Genomic DNA, 21,925 nt, shown 5'->3' with positions numbered 1-21,925 from the left:
AATTCAAAACCTTCTCCTATGGCCTCTAGAATACAACCTCAAGATGTCACGCTATACACCAACTTCGCAACAATGCTTCTAACGCCACCCCAAAAAATATACTGCTGCCCATATCGATTCCGGAATTCGATAAAAAACGATCAAGTCACAACTACAAGATTATGCTTGTAGCCTCAATTAAACAGATCGAAACGCCGTAGAGTCAGGTAAAGTTTTTGCAATGAATAAAGAAAGCTCGCAAGACAGAGGTAGTAACGATGACGAGCCGGAATCACTATCCAGCTTGCTAATCGACATTGAGAACACCATCGTCAAAAAAGTCATTACCTACGCTTTTAAGTCGGCAAAATTAGAGATTCACAACCATATATCAGCCTATCTAGATCATGGAGTAGAGCTGATCACAAAAATGGTCTATCTATTAATAACGGTCATTATTATCTTAATAGCGAGTCTTTTTCTTAGCACCGCAATAGCTCATTGGCTGAACTCCATCTTCCAAGACGACTACGTTGGCTACCTAATAGTTGCGACAGCCTACCTAATATCAACATTCTTCCTCAAGATCACGCTCCACCGCCTAATTCAAAGGTACCTATTGTCAAAATCGATAATACGCAGGGACAAGAGCAAGCTATAGCCATGAACGAAGCCCTGATTGAAGCTCTTACAGTCTTAAGCTTGCTTTTCCTCCTTGCAATAGGCTCGGAACATATAGGCAACCTAGCCACAGCAATAGCGTTCTTTATCTTAAAACTAGCTTTAACCTAATATACGAACTGGATAACACCTATGAATCAAGATGCAAAAAATATCGCTACTGGCATAGTAATAGCCAGCGCGTTTATTACAGGCTGTGTTGCCGCACTCTATCTAATTAGCGAAGTAGTTTCTGTTATTTTCTACGTGCTAGCATCTTTGGCATTAGCGATCGCAGCTCGACCAGTAAACAATTGGTTCAAACAAGCCCTTAAAATGCCTAACTCACTATCATCGTTAGTCACAATAGCTGTGTTCACAAGCTTTTTAATCGTATTACTTTTGTCAATAATCCCAGAAATAGCCGAACAAGAGGAGGGGTTTGCTAGACAAAACTGGCTAACCATAAGCCAGGGCCTTCAGCAGCTTATCGAGATTTTAGATAGGTACCTAGAAAATATCTCTATAACTGTTCTCAAAGACGTTTCGGCAAAAGACCTTGCCGCCTCGGTCGTCACAGCAGACACTTTGAGCAGCTTCTTTGGCACTGGCCTATCTATAATTGAGAACATAGGAATTAGTAGTTTCTGTATTTTGTTCATTCTTTTCTTTCTGCTACAGGACGATGACATAATTCATCAGTGTTTTTACACCTTAATTCCAGAATCACGCCATAAAAAGACGCTTGCGACACTCAGAAGGATTGATAACTTTCTTTCTAAGTACGTTATTGGGTTACTCATACAGTTAGCCATAATATGCTCACTGTATACAGTAACCCTGTTACTTATTGGCGTGAAAGGTGCGCTTGCCATTGCAGCTCTATGTGCATTGTTAAACTTGGCCCCGTATATCGGCCCCCTAATCAGCGCAGTGATTATATTTACCCTTACTTATGGCAATTTTGCCGCCCAAGCAGCGGCTAATGAGGCATTGACATATGGGCTATACGCACTCGGTGGCTTTGTAATCACACAGTTGATTGATAATGTATTCAGCCAACCGATTATTTTCTCAAAAACCAGCTCTTCACACCCCCTAGAGGTATTCTTAGTCATGCTGATCCTGGGAACCTGGTTCGGCGTTATAGGAATGATCTTTGCGATACCCATTTACACTATCTTAAAAATAGTCGCCAAAGAGCTCTACCCTGATAACAGAGTTGTCAGCGCTCTCACAAAAACAATGAATTAATCAATCTTCTCGCGAATATTTAACGGGTGAGAACCATAAAAATAGAACCAAGGCGTACATAGCACAAGCTACATAGGTATTTGAGTAAGAAATAATCATGGCGAACAGATAAATGAGCAGAGAGACTATCGCCTTGCGAGGGGCAAAGCCAATTAAGGTGGTCGAACCGCCACTCACTTCTGCGATAGAGAGATGCAATAACATAAATGATATTGCGCTCATTGCAAGTACGAGGCCGTAGAACAGCACTGGAATGAAAGCCTCGTGACTTTGCCCCAACCACGCTGTCGACACAGGCACAAGCGACAACCAAAACAGAAAGTGAAGGTTTGACCACAATACCCAGCCTTTTACCTCAGCTACGCACTGAAAGAGATGATGGTGATGATTCCAATAGCTGCCAACATATATAAAACTCACCAAATACGAGAGAAACTGTGGGAGAACCCCATGCAAAGATTCAAGAGTATAGTGTTCAGGAGGCTCAATCTCCAATACCATAATGGTTATGATGATGGCTAAAACACCATCACTGAATGCCTCCAAGCGGGATGAACTCATACAACGACGCCTCAAAAAATGGCTGAGCTTACCCACTGAGGCGTGACCTGTTCGTGACTTAGCGACCTAAAAGACGCTATTTTGGGGCAAAAGGTTTTCTCGATTGAAACCTTAATGGGGTAAGGCCTGTCCAAGACTTAAATGCTCGGACAAAATTACTCACCTCTGCGAACCCGACAGCATCAGAAACTTGCTCTACAGAATAAGTCCCCTTAGCCAAATAATAGATAGCAGCCTCTCTACGCACTTGATTCTTCATTGACTGAAAACTAGTGCCCTCTTCGCGCAACCTTCGCCTTAATGTTTGAGCGCTAATACCGAGGCGGCGAGCAACTAACTCTTGATCAGGAATCCTCTGCTCACCTAAAAGGCAGTCTTCTAGGTACTCTTGTACCCCCCTCAAAAAATGCCCCGGAGCAAACTTGGGAAAAAACAAATCCCTAGGTGCACTACGCAAATATCGCTTCACCGAACTTGCTGTTTGCACAACATCACCGGACAATGAAGAAAGCTCAAAACAAACGGTATTTTTAGTCTGATTAAACATGACCGGAGAGTTATAGTATAGGTATGCATACTCTGGCGTATATTCAGGCGGTGCGAAAGCCAATCTCACCACAGTAGGCTTGACGGCCTTATTTCCCAGCCAGCTCATAACACGAATAATTGCAGAAAGGTGAAAGTCGACTGTCCCCCTGTCCAGCATGGATGCCGAAGACTTGGAAACCATATTACACTCTACAAACTCTCCCCTTCTGACGAATTCAAACTGAACCTCTTCCGTCATGACACTAAGGTAATCAAGCAGTACTGAAAGAGCATCTATTAACCCTCGCTCCCTAACAACCGCATTTAACATTAACCGGAAATATCCCAAGGGAACAGGGTGAGCAAATCGACCATGCTGTTCATCTTTTAGCTCTTTTCGAACTCGGTTCAACAGACGCGCAACATTTTCAAACGGAATTCGAGAACCTGGTCGTTGCCAATCCCCTACGGGTATTCCTGACTTCTCCAACAGAATCGGCATGTCCAAGATCTCTGAAGCTGAAGCTAAATAACTCTTAATTAGCCCAGTATCTATTGTTAAGCGACGGACCTTTGAAAAACTTCTGGAAGTAGGAAAATGATTATTATCTGTCATATTTTGACCTAGTAACACCTAGTAAAGCTAAAGAAAATGAACACACATTTATTTGATCATTTTAGCTCAGGAAAACATTATGTCCGACTATAAAGCTCCAATTCAAGACATTCATTTTTTATTATACGAAGCTTTCGGAATCGACCACTTCTGGAGCAAGCAGCCGCAATTAAACGAATTAATAGACAAGGACACTGCTAACGCCATACTAGAAGAAGGCGCTAAATTCCTAGAGCAAGAAGTGGCTCCCCTCAATAGAAAAGTTGACGAATATGGTGCCTACTGGTCGGATGGAAAAGTCTACGCCCCAAAAGACTTTACAGAGACCTACAAAGCATTTTGTGATGGCGGCTGGAATGCCTTGGGAGGACCGACTGAGTTTGGCGGACTTGGAATGCCGAAAACACTGACTGCCTCCATAGAAGAAATCACTCAAGGCGCCAGCATGGCATTTGGACTCATACCAATGCTTACTGCTGGAGCTTGCCTTGCACTGAAATCTCACGGAAGTCAAAGTTTGCAAGACAAGTACCTGCCACATCTATATTCTGGAAAATGGAGTGGCGCCATGGATTTAACCGAACCTCATGCCGGCACAGACCTTGGACTGATCCACACTAAGGCCATTAAAAATCAAGATAACTCATACCGTATTACAGGCAATAAGATATTTATCACATGGGGTGATCATCAGCTAAGCGAGAACATAGTCCACCTTGTCTTGGCAAAAACCCCCGATGCCCCCGCAGGAGCCAAAGGCATATCCCTCTTCTTAGTACCCAAGTTTCTCGTCAAGGACAACGGAAGCCTAGGTGAGCAAAACGGCGTTAGCTGCGGCTCTATTGAGAAAAAAATGGGTATTAAAGGATCGGCAACCTGCGTAATGAATTTTGACTGCGCTCAGGGTTGGTTAATTGGAGAAGAAAACCAAGGTCTTTCTTGCATGTTTACCATGATGAACTATGAACGACTAGCCGTTGGAATCCAGTCTCTAGCTGTTGCTGAACGCTCCTACCAAAACGCCCTAACATATGCCAGAGAACGTCGCCAAGGAAGAAGCCCTAGCGGTGCACAGTCCCCAAATTCAGCTGCCGACTCACTATTGGTCCACCCTGATGTGCGGCGAATGCTCCTTGATATGAAAGTCCACACAGAAGGTGCTCGAGCGCTGTCTATATATATCGCAAAATTGCTTGATATCGCAAAATATGAAAAAGACAGCCATGAACTTCACAAGGCAAACGACCTCATTGCACTATTAACCCCGGTAGCTAAGGCCTTTGTTTCGGACAAGGCATTCAATACCTGTGTACTCGGACAACAAATCTTAGGTGGTCACGGTTACGTGAGAGAATGGGGGCAGGAACAACTCGTCCGCGATGTACGAATTACACAGATATATGAAGGGGCAAACGGCATTCAGGCTATGGACCTACTTGGGCGTAAAGTTGTGAACAGCAACGGTGAGCTTCTAAATAGGTTTACAGAGGAAGTTAGAGAGTTTCTAAAAGAAAATGGCCACAAGGTGGCGATGAACAAGCTTACAAGGCCTTTAACAAAGTCTATAAGCAAACTAGCGGACAGCGCGGATAAAGTGATGGAAGGACAAAAGGAAGATGCAACAATGATCGGAGCTTCTGCCAACCACTTCCTAAACCAATTTGGACTAACGGCACTAGCTTATATGTGGGCAAAAATGGCAGTTTCAGCAAGCGAATCACAAAACCCATATGATGATTTCTATCAAGGAAAGATCAATTCCGCGCAATACTTCTTTGATCAACACCTACCCTATATCGACTACCATCACACTGCTATTAGTTCTGCAAAACAGTCCGTAATGCGATTCAATGACAATCAATTCTGACCGTTTCCCCCAAGCAATTTAGCTTGGGGGAAATATATACCGCGTTACAAACAAGGCACATCAAAGAGAGCTTCCACACCTTCGCTAAGGCAACGCTCAGTCAATGTTCGTACCACTACAGCGATACACATTGGTCTTATCTAATTCAAACATGCTTATACAACCCACAAGGGAAGAAGCTACTTTATCTAAATCTCTCGACAATACCGCCAAATAAAAAGGTGTTTGCACCCCAATAAGCTGCTCAGTTGAAATCGTTTTAGTGCTCCCCCGTGAATAGAACTCGGACGAATACACTCGACGATTTAGGTAGTACAAGTCACCCTTCGGAAAACTATCCATCTCTCTGATTACGTTTTTCTGGCTTTTCCAAGTTTCAAAAGCACTGCCCTCGAGCACAAACCCCAATAAAAGCACCGGCACAAAGAACGATGTCAAACCCATGGCTATATACCTTTTACGTTGCTCGAAATACGGCAATAGACAAGCAGATAACGCCAGAGAGAAAAGAGGTATAACCGGCAAGACATAAGTCCAAAGTATATTCTTAGAAAACGTAAAGAAGAGAGGCAAAAACCCTATATAAACCACACAAAACCCTAATAATGCTGACCCCTTGAATTTCGATTTTAATGCCGAGAATAAGAATGGAACCCAAACAATCCAGGGCATAGTCGCTGCAAGTAAATAAACCCAAATTGTCCCAACGGTACGCGCATGAGCATTCCCATAGAGATCGCCATTCCAACCGCTAACAACATACCTGTTCCAATGCTCTCCTATAAAGAAGTACTCTAGAAAACCTGGAGTCTTTAACTCCGCAATGACATACCAAGGTACAGAGACAATCAAAAATACCCCAACCCCCCTCAACCATGGTATGGCGCCAAGCCTCGCCCAATATCCCAAATATGCAACCCACAACAGTGCTGGAACACCAAAAATCACTAGGATCAACGGCCCTTTTGCCAACATTCCAAGGCCCAGTCCCAAAAAGCCAAACAATCCCAATATTCGATCGCCGTGAACCATGGACCTCCAGAATCCATAGACAGCAAGAAGTAAGGAGAAGGCAAGTGCAGGGTCCGTCAACACAGACCCTGAAACAATAAAGCCTATCCCACAGCTTGAGTATATAATGGCCGAAAGCAAACCATATCGAAGCCCTAACTCTTCCCTTCCCCAGCGAATCAAAATTATGCAAGAGAGAATATGAAACAAAAACGACGGGAACCTAACAGCAAATTCATTTGCTCCAAACACCTTTATTGACAAGGCTTGAGTCCAAAATGACAACGGAGGTTTACCCCAAAATGGAACGCCGTAGTCAAACATTGGGGTGACCCAGTCGTTAAGTTCAACCATCTTTCTGGCCATTTCGCCATAGCGGGCCTCTGACGTATCCATAAGTGGATACATACCCAAAATCATAAATCGTACAAACAAAACAGAAATCAAAATCGACCAAAGTACGCGCATTGACATCAGCATTCACCAACCACGCCATGCTTGGGCATATCCGCCTGTATCGTAGATTTCTCACTGTAGGTCCTGGCATGATCCTCTACCACTGTGGACACAAAGTACTGCGGCCTCCCTTTCACCTCATCAAACACGACCCCGACATATTCACCAACAATACCTAACCCGACGGCCACACCACTGATCAGCATACAGGCCGCGTACCCTATACTCCCTTCACCAACAAGCAAAGAAGCGAGCCAAAGGAGAAAGCAAGTTACAAACGCCGCTGACGCAACATAGCTAAACCAGCGAATGGGCTTTCTTGAAACAGACATGGCACTTTCAATTGCTAAGTCTGCTAAGCTGAAAAAACCCCATTTTGACTCCCCTGCAAAACGAACATCTCGCTCATACTCAACTTCTACGCAATTAAAACCTACCCAGCTAACGAGGGACTTAAAACTTCTCGAATTTTCCCGAAGTTCCCGATAGGCGGCTAGAGCTTCTTTTCCTATTAGCCTGAAATCACTAACCTCGCTAGGGTAGTGAAGTCGTGCATTCAATTTTGACACCAGCCAGTAAAAACACATTGCGGTATAGCGCTTAAAGAAGCCATCACCTCTCCGGCTACTTCGCTTCATATTGACGATATCGTAACCCCGCTCCCACGCCGATATCATCTCTGGGACTAATTCTGGTGGGTCTTGTAAATCAGCGTCTATAAAAATAACCGCCTCCCCTTTGGCCACGTCCAACCCTGCACACATGGCGGCCTCTTTCCCAAAATTGCGACTAAGCCTTACGCCTACCACGTCGTGCTCAACACAAAAATCGTCAATTATCTTGAAGGTATCGTCCCGACTTCCATCATCTACATAGATAATCTCACAGCGACGTACCAGACCATTACGAACATCCGTTAATCGTCGGTGAAATTCCGGAAGTACCTCTGACTCATTGAAACAAGGCACAATAATACTAATTTTAATGGACTGCTGAACCGGAAAAATATTTACACCATTATTCATAACTATACGACCAACATAGGTTTACAAAAAATCCAAATAAAAAAACAAAGAACGTAGAAAAAAGCTGTATGGAAAATGGAAAATCAGGAAAATTTCCCAGTCCAACCAACATAATGACTGCGTTGATTACATTGTTCAGTAACGCAACAATGAAAAATCGACACTTGCTTAGCCTCCTCCCATCTTTACTGGGGAACGTGTAGTTAGCATTCAACCAGTACGACAGAAGTGAACCGAGAAAGGCGCCTAGCACGCTTGCATTAAAAGCATCCGACCACATCAACACTAAACAAAACACAGCATAATGGAGTGAAGTAGCGACCAATCCGCTACCACCATAAGCCATTAACTTTACGAGCATAATCTCTCCACTTTGATGCGAATCATACACATCCATTTGTGAACTGTTCGTCACTTAAAGGGCAAGGCCTGGCTTGGAACTTACTGAGCTATACAGCTGTCTCAGCCCTGTCATTGACCACAGCCAGTAGACACAAGGACACTTGAACAGCGCTTAAGCAATGACTAGACTAGACTTTGAAACACTTAGGTACTATCTGTTATGACGATAAGAGCACTGTTAATAGAAGATGACTCCGCACTAGCCGAGACTCTCTCAGACTATTTAACGGAAGTTGGGTTTGATATCGACTTTGCCTATACAGGCACACAGGCCCTAAACGTTCTTCGCACGCACCGTTTTGACGTTATTATTTTGGATGTTCAAATGCCGTCGCTTGATGGCCTAAGTACCTGCCGAGCCATTAGAGACAAACTTCACCTAGAGACTCCAGTCCTATTCTTAACCGCAAGAGACACCCTAGAAGACAAACTTGCCGGATTTAATGCCGGAGGCGACGACTACTTAGTCAAGCCTTTTGAGCCAGAGGAATTGTCTGCTCGACTTCACGCACTGAATGCCCGCCCTAAACTGCCAGGAAAGGCTCACCACGAACTTGATGGGCTCATCGTGGACCACCAACTACGCAGGGCAATTAGAGACGGCCATGTAATCGAGTTGCATGATATTCACTTTCGACTTTTGTCGATATTGGCCAATGAAGCACCCAAGATGGTCAGTAAATTCGACCTCGAAGAACGACTATGGCAAGGCAATCCTCCAAGCCGCGACGCACTAAGAACGCACATCTATCGCCTAAGAGCTGCATTGGACAAGCCCTTCAAAAATGAACTAATCAAAACCATTCATGGAAAGGGGTATCGCCTTGCCATTCCAAATTAAGTCGCTTTTCCATAGGACACTTCTGACGCTTATTCCTTTTTTGCTAGCAGTAACAACCCTATATAGCGTTCTTGTAAGCATTGCAATAACAAGCACAGAAGATCACATTGCGAAGCAATATCTAGAACGAGAAAGATCGGCACTGAGCAGTCGACCACAGTCAATTCCTTCGCAACAACACCAACTCCCGAGCACTAGCTACCTAAAAAGCTACCTCACTGGCGACTCAGATCTTCCGGTGAGCTACCAAAATTATGGCCTCGGCTATCATGAACTTGAAGACTCTGGCAGGCATTTACTCGTCGCGACAATCCCTGAGTCAGAGCAAATTGTTTACTTGGAACTAAAAGAAAGTGCTTTTAGCTCATTGGACAAAAATGAGGGGATCATTCACAGCGCCCTGCTTGTCGTAGCAGGCCTCGTCATTATTACCGGCTTAATCCCTGCGATCATTACCGCTCGGCTAATCAGCCAACCCATTAGCGACCTAGCGAAGGAAACTCAAGAGGACTGGCATTCAGGAAAAGAACTTTCCAACTCTCAACGCCTCGACGAAGTCGGAACCCTGAGCCGCGCATTGCAAACCCTCTTACAGCGGCAAACTGACTTACTTGAACGAGAGAAACATTTTACAAGACACGCTAGTCACGAAATGCGAACCCCCATAGCTGTTATACGCAACGCCCTTGCGGTGGTTAAATTGCCTAACTGCGACGGTGAAAAAATGAACCGGAACATTCACCACATAGGAGAAGCCTGCACAGATCTAGATCTCATCGTTAGCACCTTTCTAATGCTTGGCCGTCAAAATAGCCCTAACAGCGCACAAAAAGCCCAGGTACCCCTCCTAAAGGTCGTTGATGCAGCACTGAAACGCAGTCAACAGCTGGTTAAGGCAAAGGAGATGACTACCAGTATGTCAGGCAATACCGATATTCAGATACATTCAAACGAAGCTCTACTACAAGTTGCCATAAATAATCTCATTCGCAATGCAGCAAATCATGGAAGTAAGGAAATCGCCATTTGCTTCTCGAAGAGCCGGATAGATATAAGCAACCCCATAGACACCAACGTTCCCGCGCGAACTGGTTATGGCTTTGGCATCGAAATTGTACAACGAATATGTCAAGTTGAAGGATGGACATTTACAAGCCAGAACTCTCAAAGCCGCTTCCAGTCAAGCATCGAGTTCAACCCCAACAATGTCACCTAAAGCCAACAATTTGGCGGGCTTTCATTATCTAAGATCGACTCCAATATATAAGATCAAGCATTTGCCGGACAGAAGCCCATGCTTGATATTGAAAACCAACACATCCGTGAATGGATAGAGTCGATCGTTAATCTTTGTACGCCTTCTGACGTACACTTGTGCACGGGCACGAATGATGAATACAAAACGCTTTGCCAGGACCTGGTAGACAAAGAGGTTTTTATTCAACTAAACCCGGAGCGTCGCCCAAATTCCTACCTTTGTCGATCAGACCCAAGGGACGTCGCTCGAGTAGAAGACCGAACTTATATTTGCACTGAATTCGAAGAGCAATCTGGCCCGACCAATAACTGGGCTGAGCCACAAACCATGAAATCGGTCATGCAAGCATTGTATGCTGGATGCATGGCGGGCAGAACACTATACATCATCCCGTTCTGCATGGGGTCACCCAACTCCGACATGGCCCAATATGGTATTCAGCTCACAGATTCCGCTTACGCTGTTGTAAACATGCATTTAATGGCCCGGGTTTCCAGCAGCTTTCTTAAAAAAATTGAAACTGATTCTTTTATCAAATGCCTCCATTCAGTAGGCGCCCCTCTGGGGCCAGAGGACAAAGATAGCAAGTGGCCCTGTGATCCCGACAATCGCTACATCAGTCATTTTCCAGCGACCTTAGAAGTCTGGTCCTATGGCAGCGGATACGGTGGCAACGCTCTACTTGGCAAAAAATGTGTGGCGCTACGCCTAGCGTCCAAAATGGGATTCGACCAAGGTTGGATGGCAGAACACATGATGCTACTGCAAGTCACTTCTCCAGACGGTCGTCCCCTCAACGTAGCCGGAGCATTCCCCAGTGCTTGCGGAAAAACCAACTTAGCAATGATTCAAGCACCTAACGACATGCCAGGCTGGCAAGCCAACACCATTGGCGATGACATCGCTTGGATCAGCCCTGGAGCCGATGGCAAGCTTTACGCTGTAAACCCTGAAACAGGTTACTTTGGGGTTGCACCAGGCACCTCTGAAGAAACCAACCCAATCGCGATGCGCACAATTGCAAGCGATACAATTTTCACTAACGTAGCTCTAACTGAAGATGGCGACGTATGGTGGGAAGGGTTAAGCCCCACTCCTCCAGACAAGCTTATTGACTGGCAAGGCAACGCCTGGACCCCGTCAAGTGGGAAAAAAGCTGCTCACCCAAACGCACGGTTTACCGTGTCGGCTAGGCAATGTCCTACCGCCAAAAGCAGCGCCTCGATTGAAGAAGGCATAGCTTTAGATGCCATTCTGTTTGGAGGCCGAAGCTCAACAACCATCCCTCTTATAACAGAAAGCCGAAGCTGGTCAGAAGGCGTATACATGGGAGCTACTATTGGCTCAGAAGCAACTGCCGCCTCAGACAATCAAGCAGCGGTACGACGGGACCCAATGGCCATGCTCCCATTTTGCGGCTACAACATTGGTGACTACTGGTCGCACTGGCTAAGCGTAGAGAAAAAACTCGTCTCTCCACCCAAAATCTATAGAGTAAATTGGTTTAAAAAAGATGAATTAGGTAACTTTCTATGGCCTGGTTTCAACGCAAACATGAAAATCATCAAATGGATCTTCGAGCGCAAATACCAATCAGATAAGTCTACAAATAGCGGCCTTGGTATTCACCCTCAAATGAGCTCGCTCAACGGAGGGTCTAGCCCCATCACCCCTGAGCAATACCGAAAATTGTTCGAACTCAACGCTGCTGAATGGACAGTAGAGCTTAATGACCAGTATGAGTACTTTAAGGGTCTTGGAATCAATATCCCTCAACAAATAACAGATCACCTATCCAGTAATATTCATTTCATAAATAAACTAAGTGGAGCCTGATATGACCTCAAGAATATATAATAACGAACATCAGTATGGAGGCCTTTCCAGATTTTACCATTGGACGATGGCCATCCTGTTCATTGGCATGATGGCGTGCGGCCTTATAATGGTAACACTTGACAATGGGACGGTTCGAGACGCTACTTACATGCTGCATAAAACCGTCGGGATAACAATATTACTACTTGGCATATTTCGTTTAGTCTGGATTCGCCATTCGAAAACACCAAAACCGGATGAGTCTCTGGAAACCTGGGAAAAATTACTTGCGAAATGGGGGCACCGAGTTCTTTATATCGTGCTACTAGGTATGCCGATTAGCGGACTTGGAATGGTCTATTTCTTTGGTAATGTTATTGAATATATAGTGCCACTCAATGAAGTCGGAGAACCAAGCTTCCCTACGGTATTAGTATTCGCTTACCTGCACAAATTCATTCTCCCCCCTGCAGTTTATATTGTGGTCACTCTTCATATTATTGGCGTCATCAAACATGTGATAGTGGATAAAAAGCCCGAGACGCTCACCCGAATGATTGGCAAAATTGAACGATAACTAGGAGGAATTTTTATGTGGTACGTATTACTTTCAATAGCTCTAGCAGTATATCTAGGCTTCTTAACACACAAAAAATACAAAGATAAAACCGCCACTACTTGCGTTTCAGCCTCCTCATTGATTATGGCAGGGTTATTGTGCTATCCAATCATGGGCGTGACTACAGGTTTATCTAGCGCTAAAGACGATGGGCAATTTGAGGGATTTATCGGTGGAATTAACCACGAAGGTCTGTTGTTTAAGACGCAAGAGATGGAGCTGTATCGCAAAGTAGAAAACTGGGCAGAAGTTCTAAAATCCAAGGAATCAGGAGAAGACCATAAGCATGAAATCCGGGTATCTCTAGCAAACGAGATTATTCAGGAAAAAGCGCACGGCCTCATAGGCAAACGAGTCGTTGTAGAATACCGTTATTGGCCTATTCCCGTGCTAACTCAAAGTGGCACTTCTTATGAAGTAACCAATATCACTCTAGCGCCTTAATCCACAACGGCATTATTATTTATCATAACTTGATCTAATAATGCCGTTAACTCTTGAAAGTACGGATTCCAAGTTAATCTAGCATGACCAACGCCATCAAGCTGATATCCCCACGAGCCATACCACATGGACTCACCCTGATTGCAGGCCTTTTCAATCTCAGCCGCCTGGCCATTATTGCAGATAGTCATTTCACCACCTTGACCGTAGTAAAAATTATCTTTATTGAAAAGTAATCCCATGTGAGAGCCGGATGAAATCCTCAACTCAGGTAAATTCATATCAAAGCAGCTTATATCGCTCTCGTTACATCCCCTAGACTGATAAAACAAGTGATTATTAGAGTTTTCAAAACGCTTCAAGAAAACACTCTTTGCATAATCAACGTCTATCACCGAGTCATTTTGGCTCAGCGCCATAAAAACTGGTTTAGAGTAATTTGATGAATCGAGGTAATCCATTACCGCTAAAGAGGAATTGTAGTAACTTTCAGCAGCATCTAGGGGAAGTGAATCATAACGAACCTTATTGATTTCAGGATCCTTATCAGCCCAATCCATAAAGAGATTTGCAATGCCCGCCCACTTGACCAATGGCGATCCAGGCTGGAATGCTGGAGAAAATAGTAGCAAACCCTCAACCTTAGGATTTTTATAAGCTTGCTCCGTTACTAAGTTTGCGCCGGTAGAAAATCCACCCAGCCACACCTGATCAAAATCTTGGAGTGCTTGCTTCACATGATGTTGAACCTGAGAGCGCCACAACTCGAAACTGACGCCGAGTAAATCTCCTGCTCTACTCCCGTGTCCCGCTAGAAGTACTGTACGCACATGATACCCTTTATGCGTCAGGTGTTTGGCAATATCTATAAAAGAAAAGGGAGAATCTCCAAGTCCGTGGACCAATAATACCAATCCGCCGTTTGAACGTTCTGGCTTCCATTCTCTCGGAGCATTAAGAGATACCTCTTGCTCGTGAGCTGCCATTTTAAAATGTCTATTTTCTGACAACCATGACCTTGTATCTAATACATGTTTCTCAAAGCTTTCTTGATTAAAATCAAACCTAGATTCAGAAGGTATATAACTGGGATCAATACTAGTCGCGCCACAAGCAATTAACGAAAAGCTAGCATAGAATAAAGACACTTTCTTCATGCAACACATTTCCTATAAGAAATAAAAAAAGGGCAGCGGAGCTGCCCAAAGACTATATCGCTATGATATATAGTACGGAACTTTAATATTGTGAAGTCTCACCAACTTCAAATCTTCGCACCAGTTGAAAATAGGCCAGCATGCCGCCAACTATAGCCAAATTCTTCAAGGTTTGTACGAAATGAAAGGTGTTCAGTTTACCTTCAAGGATGATATCCGCATGAAAAATAGGTGTCGCAACTAAAACAAACGCGATCCAAACCAACATGACCTCCTTAACCCAACGATTCATTAGCACAAGAATCGTTCCCACAATTTTCATTGCTATGGTTAAAACAGCAACCAACCACGGCAGAGGAATACCATTATTAGTAATCTGATTAATTGCATCTTGAAAATTAAAAATCTGATAAACGCCCGTAGGTAGCCAAATGCAGCAAATCAACCATCGAACACACAAATCAATATTTTTATCACTCATTACTTTTTCTCACTATCTATCTGGTAAATACTATCTAATTATTTCCATATCATCAGGTCGAGCAGGTGTAACGATACTCCCCACTCGATAACTCTTTGAAAATGGTATGAGCGATATCTCTGATGCACGTATATGAGAGACCAACCAACCATTGTCATGAGTCAATATGCTTGCAGGCGTTGAGAGAGCTCGATCATTCAACTCACCGTCGCTTGCAACAAGAGGTAGCTGGGTTTTTCTAACTCTAGCCTTTGTTCTTCGACTGTACACGTCTACAGCACCCTCATGAACGCAGGAAGTTAGAACTTGCTTGTCTTGAGGGTCAATAGCCAAGCGCAAGGGAGACTTACAACTGCTAATCGTCGCTTTAATATCCAATGACGAGGTATCAAAGACATCGATAGTATTACTCGTTCGATTAGCCACCCAAAGCTCTCCGGATTGAACAGAAAGCGCTACACCTTCACTGCCCTTACCGGATGCAGAATGTGTTGAAATCAACTGGTGAGTAGACTGATCAATAACATGAACTGCGTTAAGACTTCGATTGCTTACATAAACTCTACCCAGCGAGTTATCAGCGACTAACATGTGTGCGCCTTTTGCCTTAAGATCAACAGCGTTCAGCTTTCCGCTTTCTACGATAAACTCATAGACAAAACCTCGCTCCTCATCTGTAATCCACAGGCCATTAAGGCCCCAACTCAGTCCATGAGGTTGAGCGCCCTTTGGCAATGGGATAACCTTTTGACTTAGACCGTCGAGAGACACCAGCAGAAGTGCCTCTCCCGGATTACCTGAAGAGTCTTTGTACTTCGAAAGCACTAGGTGTTTTGCATCAGGCGAAATACCTAGCTCATGATACTCCCCATCCAGAGGTAGATGATCAACCAGACGCCCCGACCCCAAATCATAAAAGCTGAGCTGGTTAACCGAACGACTCACAACCGCCAACGTATCGCTCAACACTAGAGACGGCATCGCAACCAAAACCTGGAGAAGGACAATCCTTAACACAGCGACATAACTCATACCTAGTCCAATTTATAGCGATAAACTGAAAATGGCATCTTCGCTTGCGATTTCCCGCCGTGAAACTTGCCTAACAAACGAATCTGAGGACAAGGGACGTAAAGGTAGCCCTCATGAATTGTCATCGCATCAGGCCATAAAAGTCGATCATCTTGTACAACCGTTGACATCTGACCCTGTAAATCTAATTTAGTCACAGCATTTTTCTGTACATCACCCAAATACATATTCCCTACACTGTCTCTGGTCACGCCACCTACAGTTGTAGATTTAGCAAACACCTCGACACGCTCTCCTAATTCTCGATCACTCAACGTGCTATTACGAAGCGCTGCAGTCTCAATGCTGTACATGATTGGTCCACCAGTCGCCTGATAAAACAATCGACTTCCATCCGGACTGAGCTCAATGTCATTTACTTGCAGCATATGAGTTTTGAACGGTTGACCGAGAAAATAAGAAACAACGTCCGGGTGGGCTCGGGTGGAATAGTGCTGATCAAGAACTTTACGAGCAAGGCCAGACTCTAGATCCAGTACGATGATTGATCCAGCGCCGAATTCAGATAAGTAAGCCAAACCTCTGCTTAAATCCACCCTGACATCATTCAGCTTTGCCTTTCCCTCTAGCAAAGAAGGGAAGCGGTAGACCTTTTCAACTTTGTCTGTCTCGACATTAATTTTTACCAATTTCTGTGAGTTCTCAAGAGTTGGCCCAAAAAAAGGAGCACCATAGTCCACAACCCAGAGCCCATCATTACCATCGAAATGGACGGCGTTCACATTAACAAATCGATTTTCTGGATCGCTCTTGGAAAACTTGTTCCATTTCCCACCTGGGTATGGCAACAAACTGCCGTCTTTCTTACGTTCGACAACACTCGGAGAGGGCTGACTAGGCTCCAGCCACTGAGGCATACTGTAAAAGACACGCCCCTTGGAAGTAATCGCAACGCCGTTAATGGGGGTTTCCGATGTGGAAAACACTTCAAGTTTTTCAGCATAAGCGAATTTTGATAAAAACGGTAAAAATAGACCAAGCAGGACATACCGCCTAAACCCATAAAGTGTAACACTCGATTTCATTTCGTATTTCCTATTTTATTAGTAGAGTTTTTTAATTGAATCTGCCATGCTCAATGCTTGTTTATCCAAAATCTGTTTCAACTCATCACCAGATTTAAAGTCGTAGACCCACCTATTTTTGGACACAACACTCTTCCAGTCGTCACTCTTGTACATTTCTTTAAGTGTATCCCTAAGCAGCTCCAAAGGCTCTTCGTCGATATCTTTTGAAACCATGAAAAGTCGATAATTTACAAATTCAAAATCTATACCCTGATCTCGAAGTGATTTGGTATCTACGCCTTTTATTGTTGACTTAGAAGAATGACCGATAATATTCATTTCCCCCCTATCCAAATAAGGTAAGCCTATTGAAAGTCCGTAGGCCACTACATCAATCTCGCCGGCAGCCAAGGCTTTGACCATTTGCTTAGGACGTACGACTTTGTATTCAATTTGACTCAATGGGATTCCTGCGCCCAAGAAAACGCTGGCCGTGAGAATCTCACTCTGCCGTCCGACTCCACCACCTACTCGAATAGGGCGCTTTTTGGCGAGTTCCATCAATGATTTGAAATCACTAATAGGCGACTTTGGAGATACAAACCACGCAAAATAGTCACCGCCAACGGCTGCCACCGGCTGAAAACTTTCGTAACCAGGACTGCGGCCCTTGAGTTGGTTAACGACAACTGAAGATGAATGAGCAAGCACACGTGAAGGCTTATTCGCTTCTAGGACATAGCGCTGAGCCTTGAGGCTCGCGTCACCAGGCATATTGGTATAAACAACATTTTTTAAAAGGCCCAGATCATAAAGCGTCTGTCCGCTGCTACGAGCGAGGTTATCCCAACCGCCTCCCGGCTTAGATGGAATGACAAACTCAATCGTTTGCAAACTTTCCTCATGATCATGATCATGATCATGATCATGTGAGTATACATCGAGTGGTACCAGTGTCGACAAAGCTATCATTAGTACAAAGCGAAGCGATTTTTTCATAAAAACCTCATTGAGAACTGTAAAATTTGGCCGCCTCAGGATGAACATCCATAAGGCTTAATCCAGGAAATTCAGACATAGAGTTGACATTTAATGGCTGACCATCTTTAAAATAGAAGTCACGCATCCCGACGTTAGGCAATTTTTTCCAAGCAGCAGAGTCTTCACCCATGGTTACTAGGGTGTCTCGCACGATATGATCGGGTGTACTAGACCACGCAAACAAAGCTGACTGTAAAGTAAGCACCTGAATACTCTTGCGAGGTGTATTTACGATCCCCGCCACTGAATCCTTTGGAAGTATCGACGTCGGCATTGGAAAATTGGCGGAATAAGAGCCTTTGTTTTGTTGAGGTAAAGGCACCCAATAGACAGATTCTTTTTCAAACAAATCAGGAAACATCACTCTATAACTATCGCGCCTTAGATCTACAATGGGCAGGTAGATCGCGTCAACCGTCTTATCTCTGAGCAGCTTTGGCAACCCGGAAAATGAGGAGCTAATAAGTTCTACATCACCTTCTACAAGATTCCATTTATCCTTTAATGCCGCCTCCGCGAAAAGCCTTAGCGTACTTGGACGACTGACAACCCCAACACGCTTACCTTTCAACGACTCCGAGTCAGTAATCGAAGGGTCCAAAGTTAGCATGCCATAGCCCCACTTAAGCGTGTTGGCGACAAATTTCAAATCTTCACTTTTTTTAGAGTAAGAGTGCCACTTAGGACCCTTACCATTTTTCACAAGGCTAAAGTCCACTGAGGTGATATGCACTAAATCACCTTTTCTATCATCTAGCGGTTTTTCCAGGAGGGCCTCTAAGCGCTCAGGGAGATTACCCTCAACAGTAGTGGTTTCATATCCCTTACCTTTAAGCACTTTTGCAACAGCATCCTCTGGCTGGGTCCATTCAGAGTGAAACGTCACCTTCTTGTGCCTAGATATATTTTGAGGGGACAGTTTTTCAAAAAGTCGTATTTTATTTAGGTAAGCAAACTTAGTCGCGATATGACAGCCCATACAACTTTGTCTGGTAGCTTCTAGCTCTGAGTAAATCTTGTCATACTCTCCGCTATCGAACGCAGAAGCCATGTTATGAAACTGAGAATCCAAAAACATTGCATCCGCATATGGCTTAAACCTAGGTCTTGCCATAGAGCCATAAAGCATCAAACGTGCGATAGTTTGTAATTGGTGACGAGCATAGTGAATATTACGGTCTTCTACGGCTTGATACATTAGCTCAAACCTTTCACCAACTTCCCACATGGGGTAAGACATCCCCCCTAGGTAACTCTCCGCCCTTTTTAACGCAATTTTTGTACTCGGGGCCTCGGACATCCAGCGGCGATCAGACTTCCACTGATAAGGTGTTGGACCATTCGGGACTCGCCAAGGCTTTTCGATTTCACCACGCATGTCCCGTTGTTCAAAACCCTTCTCACCGCTATTTTCTTCTGACACTTGCGCAAGTGACAGCACTGGGACCAAAAAAATCCCTAAAAACCAACAACGCATTCTTTGCCTCATTCAGACTGATTAATATAGATACAGGGGGCCTGAGCCCCCAATAAATCAAAACTGATAATCTGCACTAACACCATAAGTTCTAGGTGGTCCATACAAAACTGGACCGCCAATATCACCCGGCGTACCAAACGGCATTGCATGGGTTATGTACTCATCATCAAGCGCATTTCGGACATATGCGGAGATTTTCAAATTCTCATCTGAACTTGTCCAACTGCTTGTTAAGTTGAGAAGTTTTGCATCTCCTCTATAACGAAACGGATCAGCTTCGTTAACTTCTTCCTGCCATGCACCACCTCGAAAGTTATACATCGCAATGAAGTTAAGGTATCCACCATCGCTTAAAGGAACGGAGTAATCTGCGGACAACATATAAGTTTTCTTTGGCGCTCCGGATGGCTCATTTCCAATTACGGAAGGATCCTCTGACTTGGTGATGGTATTCCTCATGAACGCGAAGTTCGCAGCGAGCTTTAGATTGTCAGTTGCAAGATAAGTCAACTCCCCTTCGACACCCTTATGCTCGGTCTCTCCGGTATTGTCTATGATTTGAGTAGCCAATCCGGGGTTAAAGACTTCCACCTGTCGATCGGAATAAACCATATAGAAAACAGATAGATTCGTTCTCATTCTGTTATCCAGCCAGTCACTCTTGAGACCTAGCTCATAACTATCAATGAACTCTTCATTAAATGGCGTACGTAAAGCCGTGGCTGTTTCAGCATCGGTATTAAACCCTCCCGGCTTATGCCCTCGGTTATAGCTGGCATATACAGACTTATCATCGTCGATGGTATAGGTATAACTCAAACCACCAGTGACAGCAGACCATGTTTCTGAAGCATCGACCAAACCACCCAGATCGTTATTGTTATAATTGATATCTTTTTTATCTCGACTATAGCGAAGGCCTGCTGTGACGTTATGCTTTTCAGTGAAGTCATATCCGTACTCAGCAAAAAACGCAAACGAATCGGTAGTTGTGTCGCCCGTACTTAACAGCACCGCAATCGGACCAGACCCGACGCCATTTATGTCAGTATGCAAACCACGCTCCTCATGACGATCGACTGACTCGGTCATGTAGTATGCGCCTAGCAACCAATTAAAATTATCCCCTCCAGACGACAAACGAAATTCTTGGGATTTTTGTACAGCGTCATCTGTCAGGTCATTGTGCAACAAATCATAAGTTTCGTTTCCACTACCAGCTTCGTACGTGGGCCAAAGAGATCCGGATTGATCCACCTCTGTCTTGCGATAGGCGCTAATAGACTTCAACTCCACATCTCCAAACGCCCAACTAAGCTCTCCAGAAAAAGCCGAAATCTTACGGTCCAGTCCCGTATCATCGACCAGATACGTTTCACGGATATCACCACTAATTGGTAAAGCGCCTGGGGTACTGAATGGACCAACTTTTGGTTGATATGCGTCTGGCCCCACATTAACTCGGGCGGCTACACCATCACGATCTGTTACCCGCTCAGCTCGCAGTAATAATTCTGCATCCTCATTTAAGTCAAAAAGTAGCTGACCTCTAACACTCAAATTAGACTCTGAATCCACATCATTGCCGGTTAGTAAATTGGTTGTATAGCCGTCCCGTGCAGATCGCGAAAACGCAACACGCCCCAACACTGAGTCGGACAGAGCGGAATTAAACATCCCTTCCACTTCCCACTGGCCATAATTTCCAAAACCTGCAGAAATGCGTCCTTCTGTTTCCTCATTCGGGCGATTGGTAATAACCTGAACGGCACCAGCTGCTGCGTTTTTCCCAAAAACCGTTCCCTGAGGCCCCCTAAGAACTTCTATTCGGTCAATATCATAGTACTTAACACTTTGACTGGTTAAGCGAGCGATATATACACCATCGACATAAAAAGCAACTGAAGAATCACCACTCAAAGACTCGCTGGATGATTGAACACCACGAATAGAAAACGCCGGTTGAGTCTTGTTTAATTGAACATTAGTGGCCCCAGGCGTGCTATCAAAAAGCGAGTCGGCATTAAATACACCTGCAGCTTTCAAGTCCGAGCCATTGAGAGCAGAGACAGAGATAGGAACATCTTGAATACTCTCGGCTCTCTTTCGAGCCGTTACAACCACTTCCTCTAACGAGGTGGCCTGTTGCGCTAAAACATTAGATGCACCTAAGGTGCAAAGAGCCGACGTAACGGCTGCGGCAAGGGGGACAAACTTAAATCGTTGGTAGTCGTTATTATGTAAACTCACGTTTTCAATCCTCATGGTTTGGCTATCGTTATTGGCATTATTAGTTCGCTATTCCTACAGAACTTAACTTAGACTACT

The 21,925-nt window shown here is 44.4% G+C and carries 20 protein-coding genes; 8 read left to right on the top strand and 12 right to left on the bottom strand.

Annotation, left to right across the window (positions count from 1 at the left end):
• Nucleotides 1–220: 220 nt before the first annotated feature.
• Nucleotides 221–640 (top strand): hypothetical protein, encoded by a 420-nt coding sequence (locus Q1A08_RS10450; RefSeq protein ID WP_299772551.1) that lies wholly within the window; start codon nt 221–223, stop codon nt 638–640.
• Between the two features lie 152 nt (nt 641–792).
• Entirely contained in the window at nt 793–1,893 is a 1,101-nt protein-coding gene (locus tag Q1A08_RS10445; protein WP_299772549.1) for an AI-2E family transporter, read from the top strand.
• Here Q1A08_RS10445 and Q1A08_RS10440 read toward each other — a convergent pair whose 3' ends face one another.
• A complete protein-coding gene (locus tag Q1A08_RS10440; protein WP_299772547.1) occupies nt 1,894–2,454 on the bottom strand; it encodes a TMEM175 family protein in 561 nt (186 codons plus the stop codon).
• A gap of 76 nt (nt 2,455–2,530) precedes the next feature.
• A complete protein-coding gene (locus Q1A08_RS10435; protein ID WP_299772545.1) occupies nt 2,531–3,598 on the bottom strand; it encodes an AraC family transcriptional regulator in 1,068 nt (355 codons plus the stop codon).
• 79 nt (nt 3,599–3,677) lie between these two features.
• Here Q1A08_RS10435 and Q1A08_RS10430 point away from each other — a divergent pair, with 79 nt between their 5' ends.
• Nucleotides 3,678–5,465, top strand: a complete 1,788-nt coding sequence (locus Q1A08_RS10430; RefSeq protein WP_299772543.1) for an acyl-CoA dehydrogenase C-terminal domain-containing protein — start codon at nt 3,678–3,680, stop codon at nt 5,463–5,465.
• A 96-nt stretch (nt 5,466–5,561) separates the two neighbouring features.
• Here Q1A08_RS10430 and Q1A08_RS10425 read toward each other — a convergent pair whose 3' ends face one another.
• The 3 genes from Q1A08_RS10425 to Q1A08_RS21505 are packed head-to-tail and all read right to left on the bottom strand — an operon-like array spanning nt 5,562 to nt 8,303.
• The gene (locus tag Q1A08_RS10425; RefSeq protein WP_299772541.1) at nt 5,562–6,950 is read right to left on the bottom strand and encodes a glycosyltransferase family 39 protein; all 1,389 of its coding nucleotides are present in this window, start codon (nt 6,948–6,950) and stop codon (nt 5,562–5,564) included.
• Nucleotides 6,950–7,957: a glycosyltransferase family 2 protein gene (locus Q1A08_RS10420; RefSeq protein WP_299772539.1), complete on the bottom strand. Its 1,008-nt coding sequence runs from the start codon at nt 7,955–7,957 to the stop codon at nt 6,950–6,952. Before Q1A08_RS10420 ends, Q1A08_RS10425 begins: the two co-directional genes overlap by 1 nt.
• On the bottom strand, nt 7,950–8,303 hold the full coding sequence (locus tag Q1A08_RS21505) for a GtrA family protein (RefSeq protein WP_363323523.1): 354 nt from the start codon (nt 8,301–8,303) through the stop codon (nt 7,950–7,952). Before Q1A08_RS21505 ends, Q1A08_RS10420 begins: the two co-directional genes overlap by 8 nt.
• Nucleotides 8,304–8,519: 216 nt before the next feature.
• Between Q1A08_RS21505 and Q1A08_RS10415 the strand changes: the two genes are divergently transcribed.
• From Q1A08_RS10415 to Q1A08_RS10395, 5 genes are all read left to right on the top strand, one after another.
• Nucleotides 8,520–9,200 (top strand): response regulator transcription factor, encoded by a 681-nt coding sequence (locus Q1A08_RS10415; protein ID WP_299772537.1) that lies wholly within the window; start codon nt 8,520–8,522, stop codon nt 9,198–9,200.
• 238 nt (nt 9,201–9,438) lie between these two features.
• Nucleotides 9,439–10,416 carry a HAMP domain-containing sensor histidine kinase gene (locus Q1A08_RS10410; RefSeq protein WP_299772536.1) on the top strand — a complete coding sequence of 326 codons (978 nt, stop codon included), beginning with the start codon at nt 9,439–9,441 and terminating at the stop codon, nt 10,414–10,416.
• Nucleotides 10,417–10,494: 78 nt separating this feature from the next.
• Nucleotides 10,495–12,294, top strand: coding sequence for a phosphoenolpyruvate carboxykinase (GTP) (locus tag Q1A08_RS10405; protein ID WP_299772534.1), 1,800 nt, complete (start codon nt 10,495–10,497; stop codon nt 12,292–12,294).
• Nucleotide 12,295: 1 nt separating this feature from the next.
• Nucleotides 12,296–12,853, top strand: a complete 558-nt coding sequence (locus tag Q1A08_RS10400) for a cytochrome b (RefSeq protein ID WP_299772531.1) — start codon at nt 12,296–12,298, stop codon at nt 12,851–12,853.
• Between the two features lie 15 nt (nt 12,854–12,868).
• Nucleotides 12,869–13,339: a hypothetical protein gene (locus Q1A08_RS10395; RefSeq protein ID WP_299772529.1), complete on the top strand. Its 471-nt coding sequence runs from the start codon at nt 12,869–12,871 to the stop codon at nt 13,337–13,339.
• Here the strand turns inward: Q1A08_RS10395 and Q1A08_RS10390 are convergent.
• From Q1A08_RS10390 to Q1A08_RS10360, 7 genes are all read right to left on the bottom strand, one after another.
• On the bottom strand, nt 13,336–14,496 hold the full coding sequence (locus Q1A08_RS10390) for an alpha/beta fold hydrolase (RefSeq protein ID WP_299772527.1): 1,161 nt from the start codon (nt 14,494–14,496) through the stop codon (nt 13,336–13,338). The genes Q1A08_RS10395 and Q1A08_RS10390 overlap by 4 nt on opposite strands.
• Nucleotides 14,497–14,578: 82 nt before the next feature.
• Entirely contained in the window at nt 14,579–14,977 is a 399-nt protein-coding gene (locus tag Q1A08_RS10385; protein WP_299772525.1) for a DoxX family protein, read from the bottom strand.
• 30 nt (nt 14,978–15,007) lie between these two features.
• Nucleotides 15,008–16,009 (bottom strand): YncE family protein, encoded by a 1,002-nt coding sequence (locus tag Q1A08_RS10380; protein ID WP_299772523.1) that lies wholly within the window; start codon nt 16,007–16,009, stop codon nt 15,008–15,010.
• Between the two features lie 2 nt (nt 16,010–16,011).
• Nucleotides 16,012–17,094, bottom strand: coding sequence for an L-dopachrome tautomerase-related protein (locus tag Q1A08_RS10375; RefSeq protein ID WP_299772521.1), 1,083 nt, complete (start codon nt 17,092–17,094; stop codon nt 16,012–16,014).
• A gap of 18 nt (nt 17,095–17,112) precedes the next feature.
• The gene (locus Q1A08_RS10370) at nt 17,113–18,075 is read right to left on the bottom strand and encodes a tripartite tricarboxylate transporter substrate-binding protein (protein WP_299772519.1); all 963 of its coding nucleotides are present in this window, start codon (nt 18,073–18,075) and stop codon (nt 17,113–17,115) included.
• A 7-nt stretch (nt 18,076–18,082) separates the two neighbouring features.
• Entirely contained in the window at nt 18,083–19,594 is a 1,512-nt protein-coding gene (locus tag Q1A08_RS10365; RefSeq protein ID WP_299772517.1) for a hypothetical protein, read from the bottom strand.
• A gap of 57 nt (nt 19,595–19,651) precedes the next feature.
• The gene (locus tag Q1A08_RS10360; protein ID WP_299772515.1) at nt 19,652–21,847 is read right to left on the bottom strand and encodes a TonB-dependent receptor; all 2,196 of its coding nucleotides are present in this window, start codon (nt 21,845–21,847) and stop codon (nt 19,652–19,654) included.
• Nucleotides 21,848–21,925: the final 78 nt, after the last annotated feature.

The organism is uncultured Pseudoteredinibacter sp., assembly GCF_947500695.1.
In the GTDB taxonomy this organism is placed as follows: Bacteria; Pseudomonadota; Gammaproteobacteria; order Pseudomonadales; family Cellvibrionaceae; genus Pseudoteredinibacter.
This window is presented reverse-complemented; position numbering and strand designations above follow the sequence as displayed.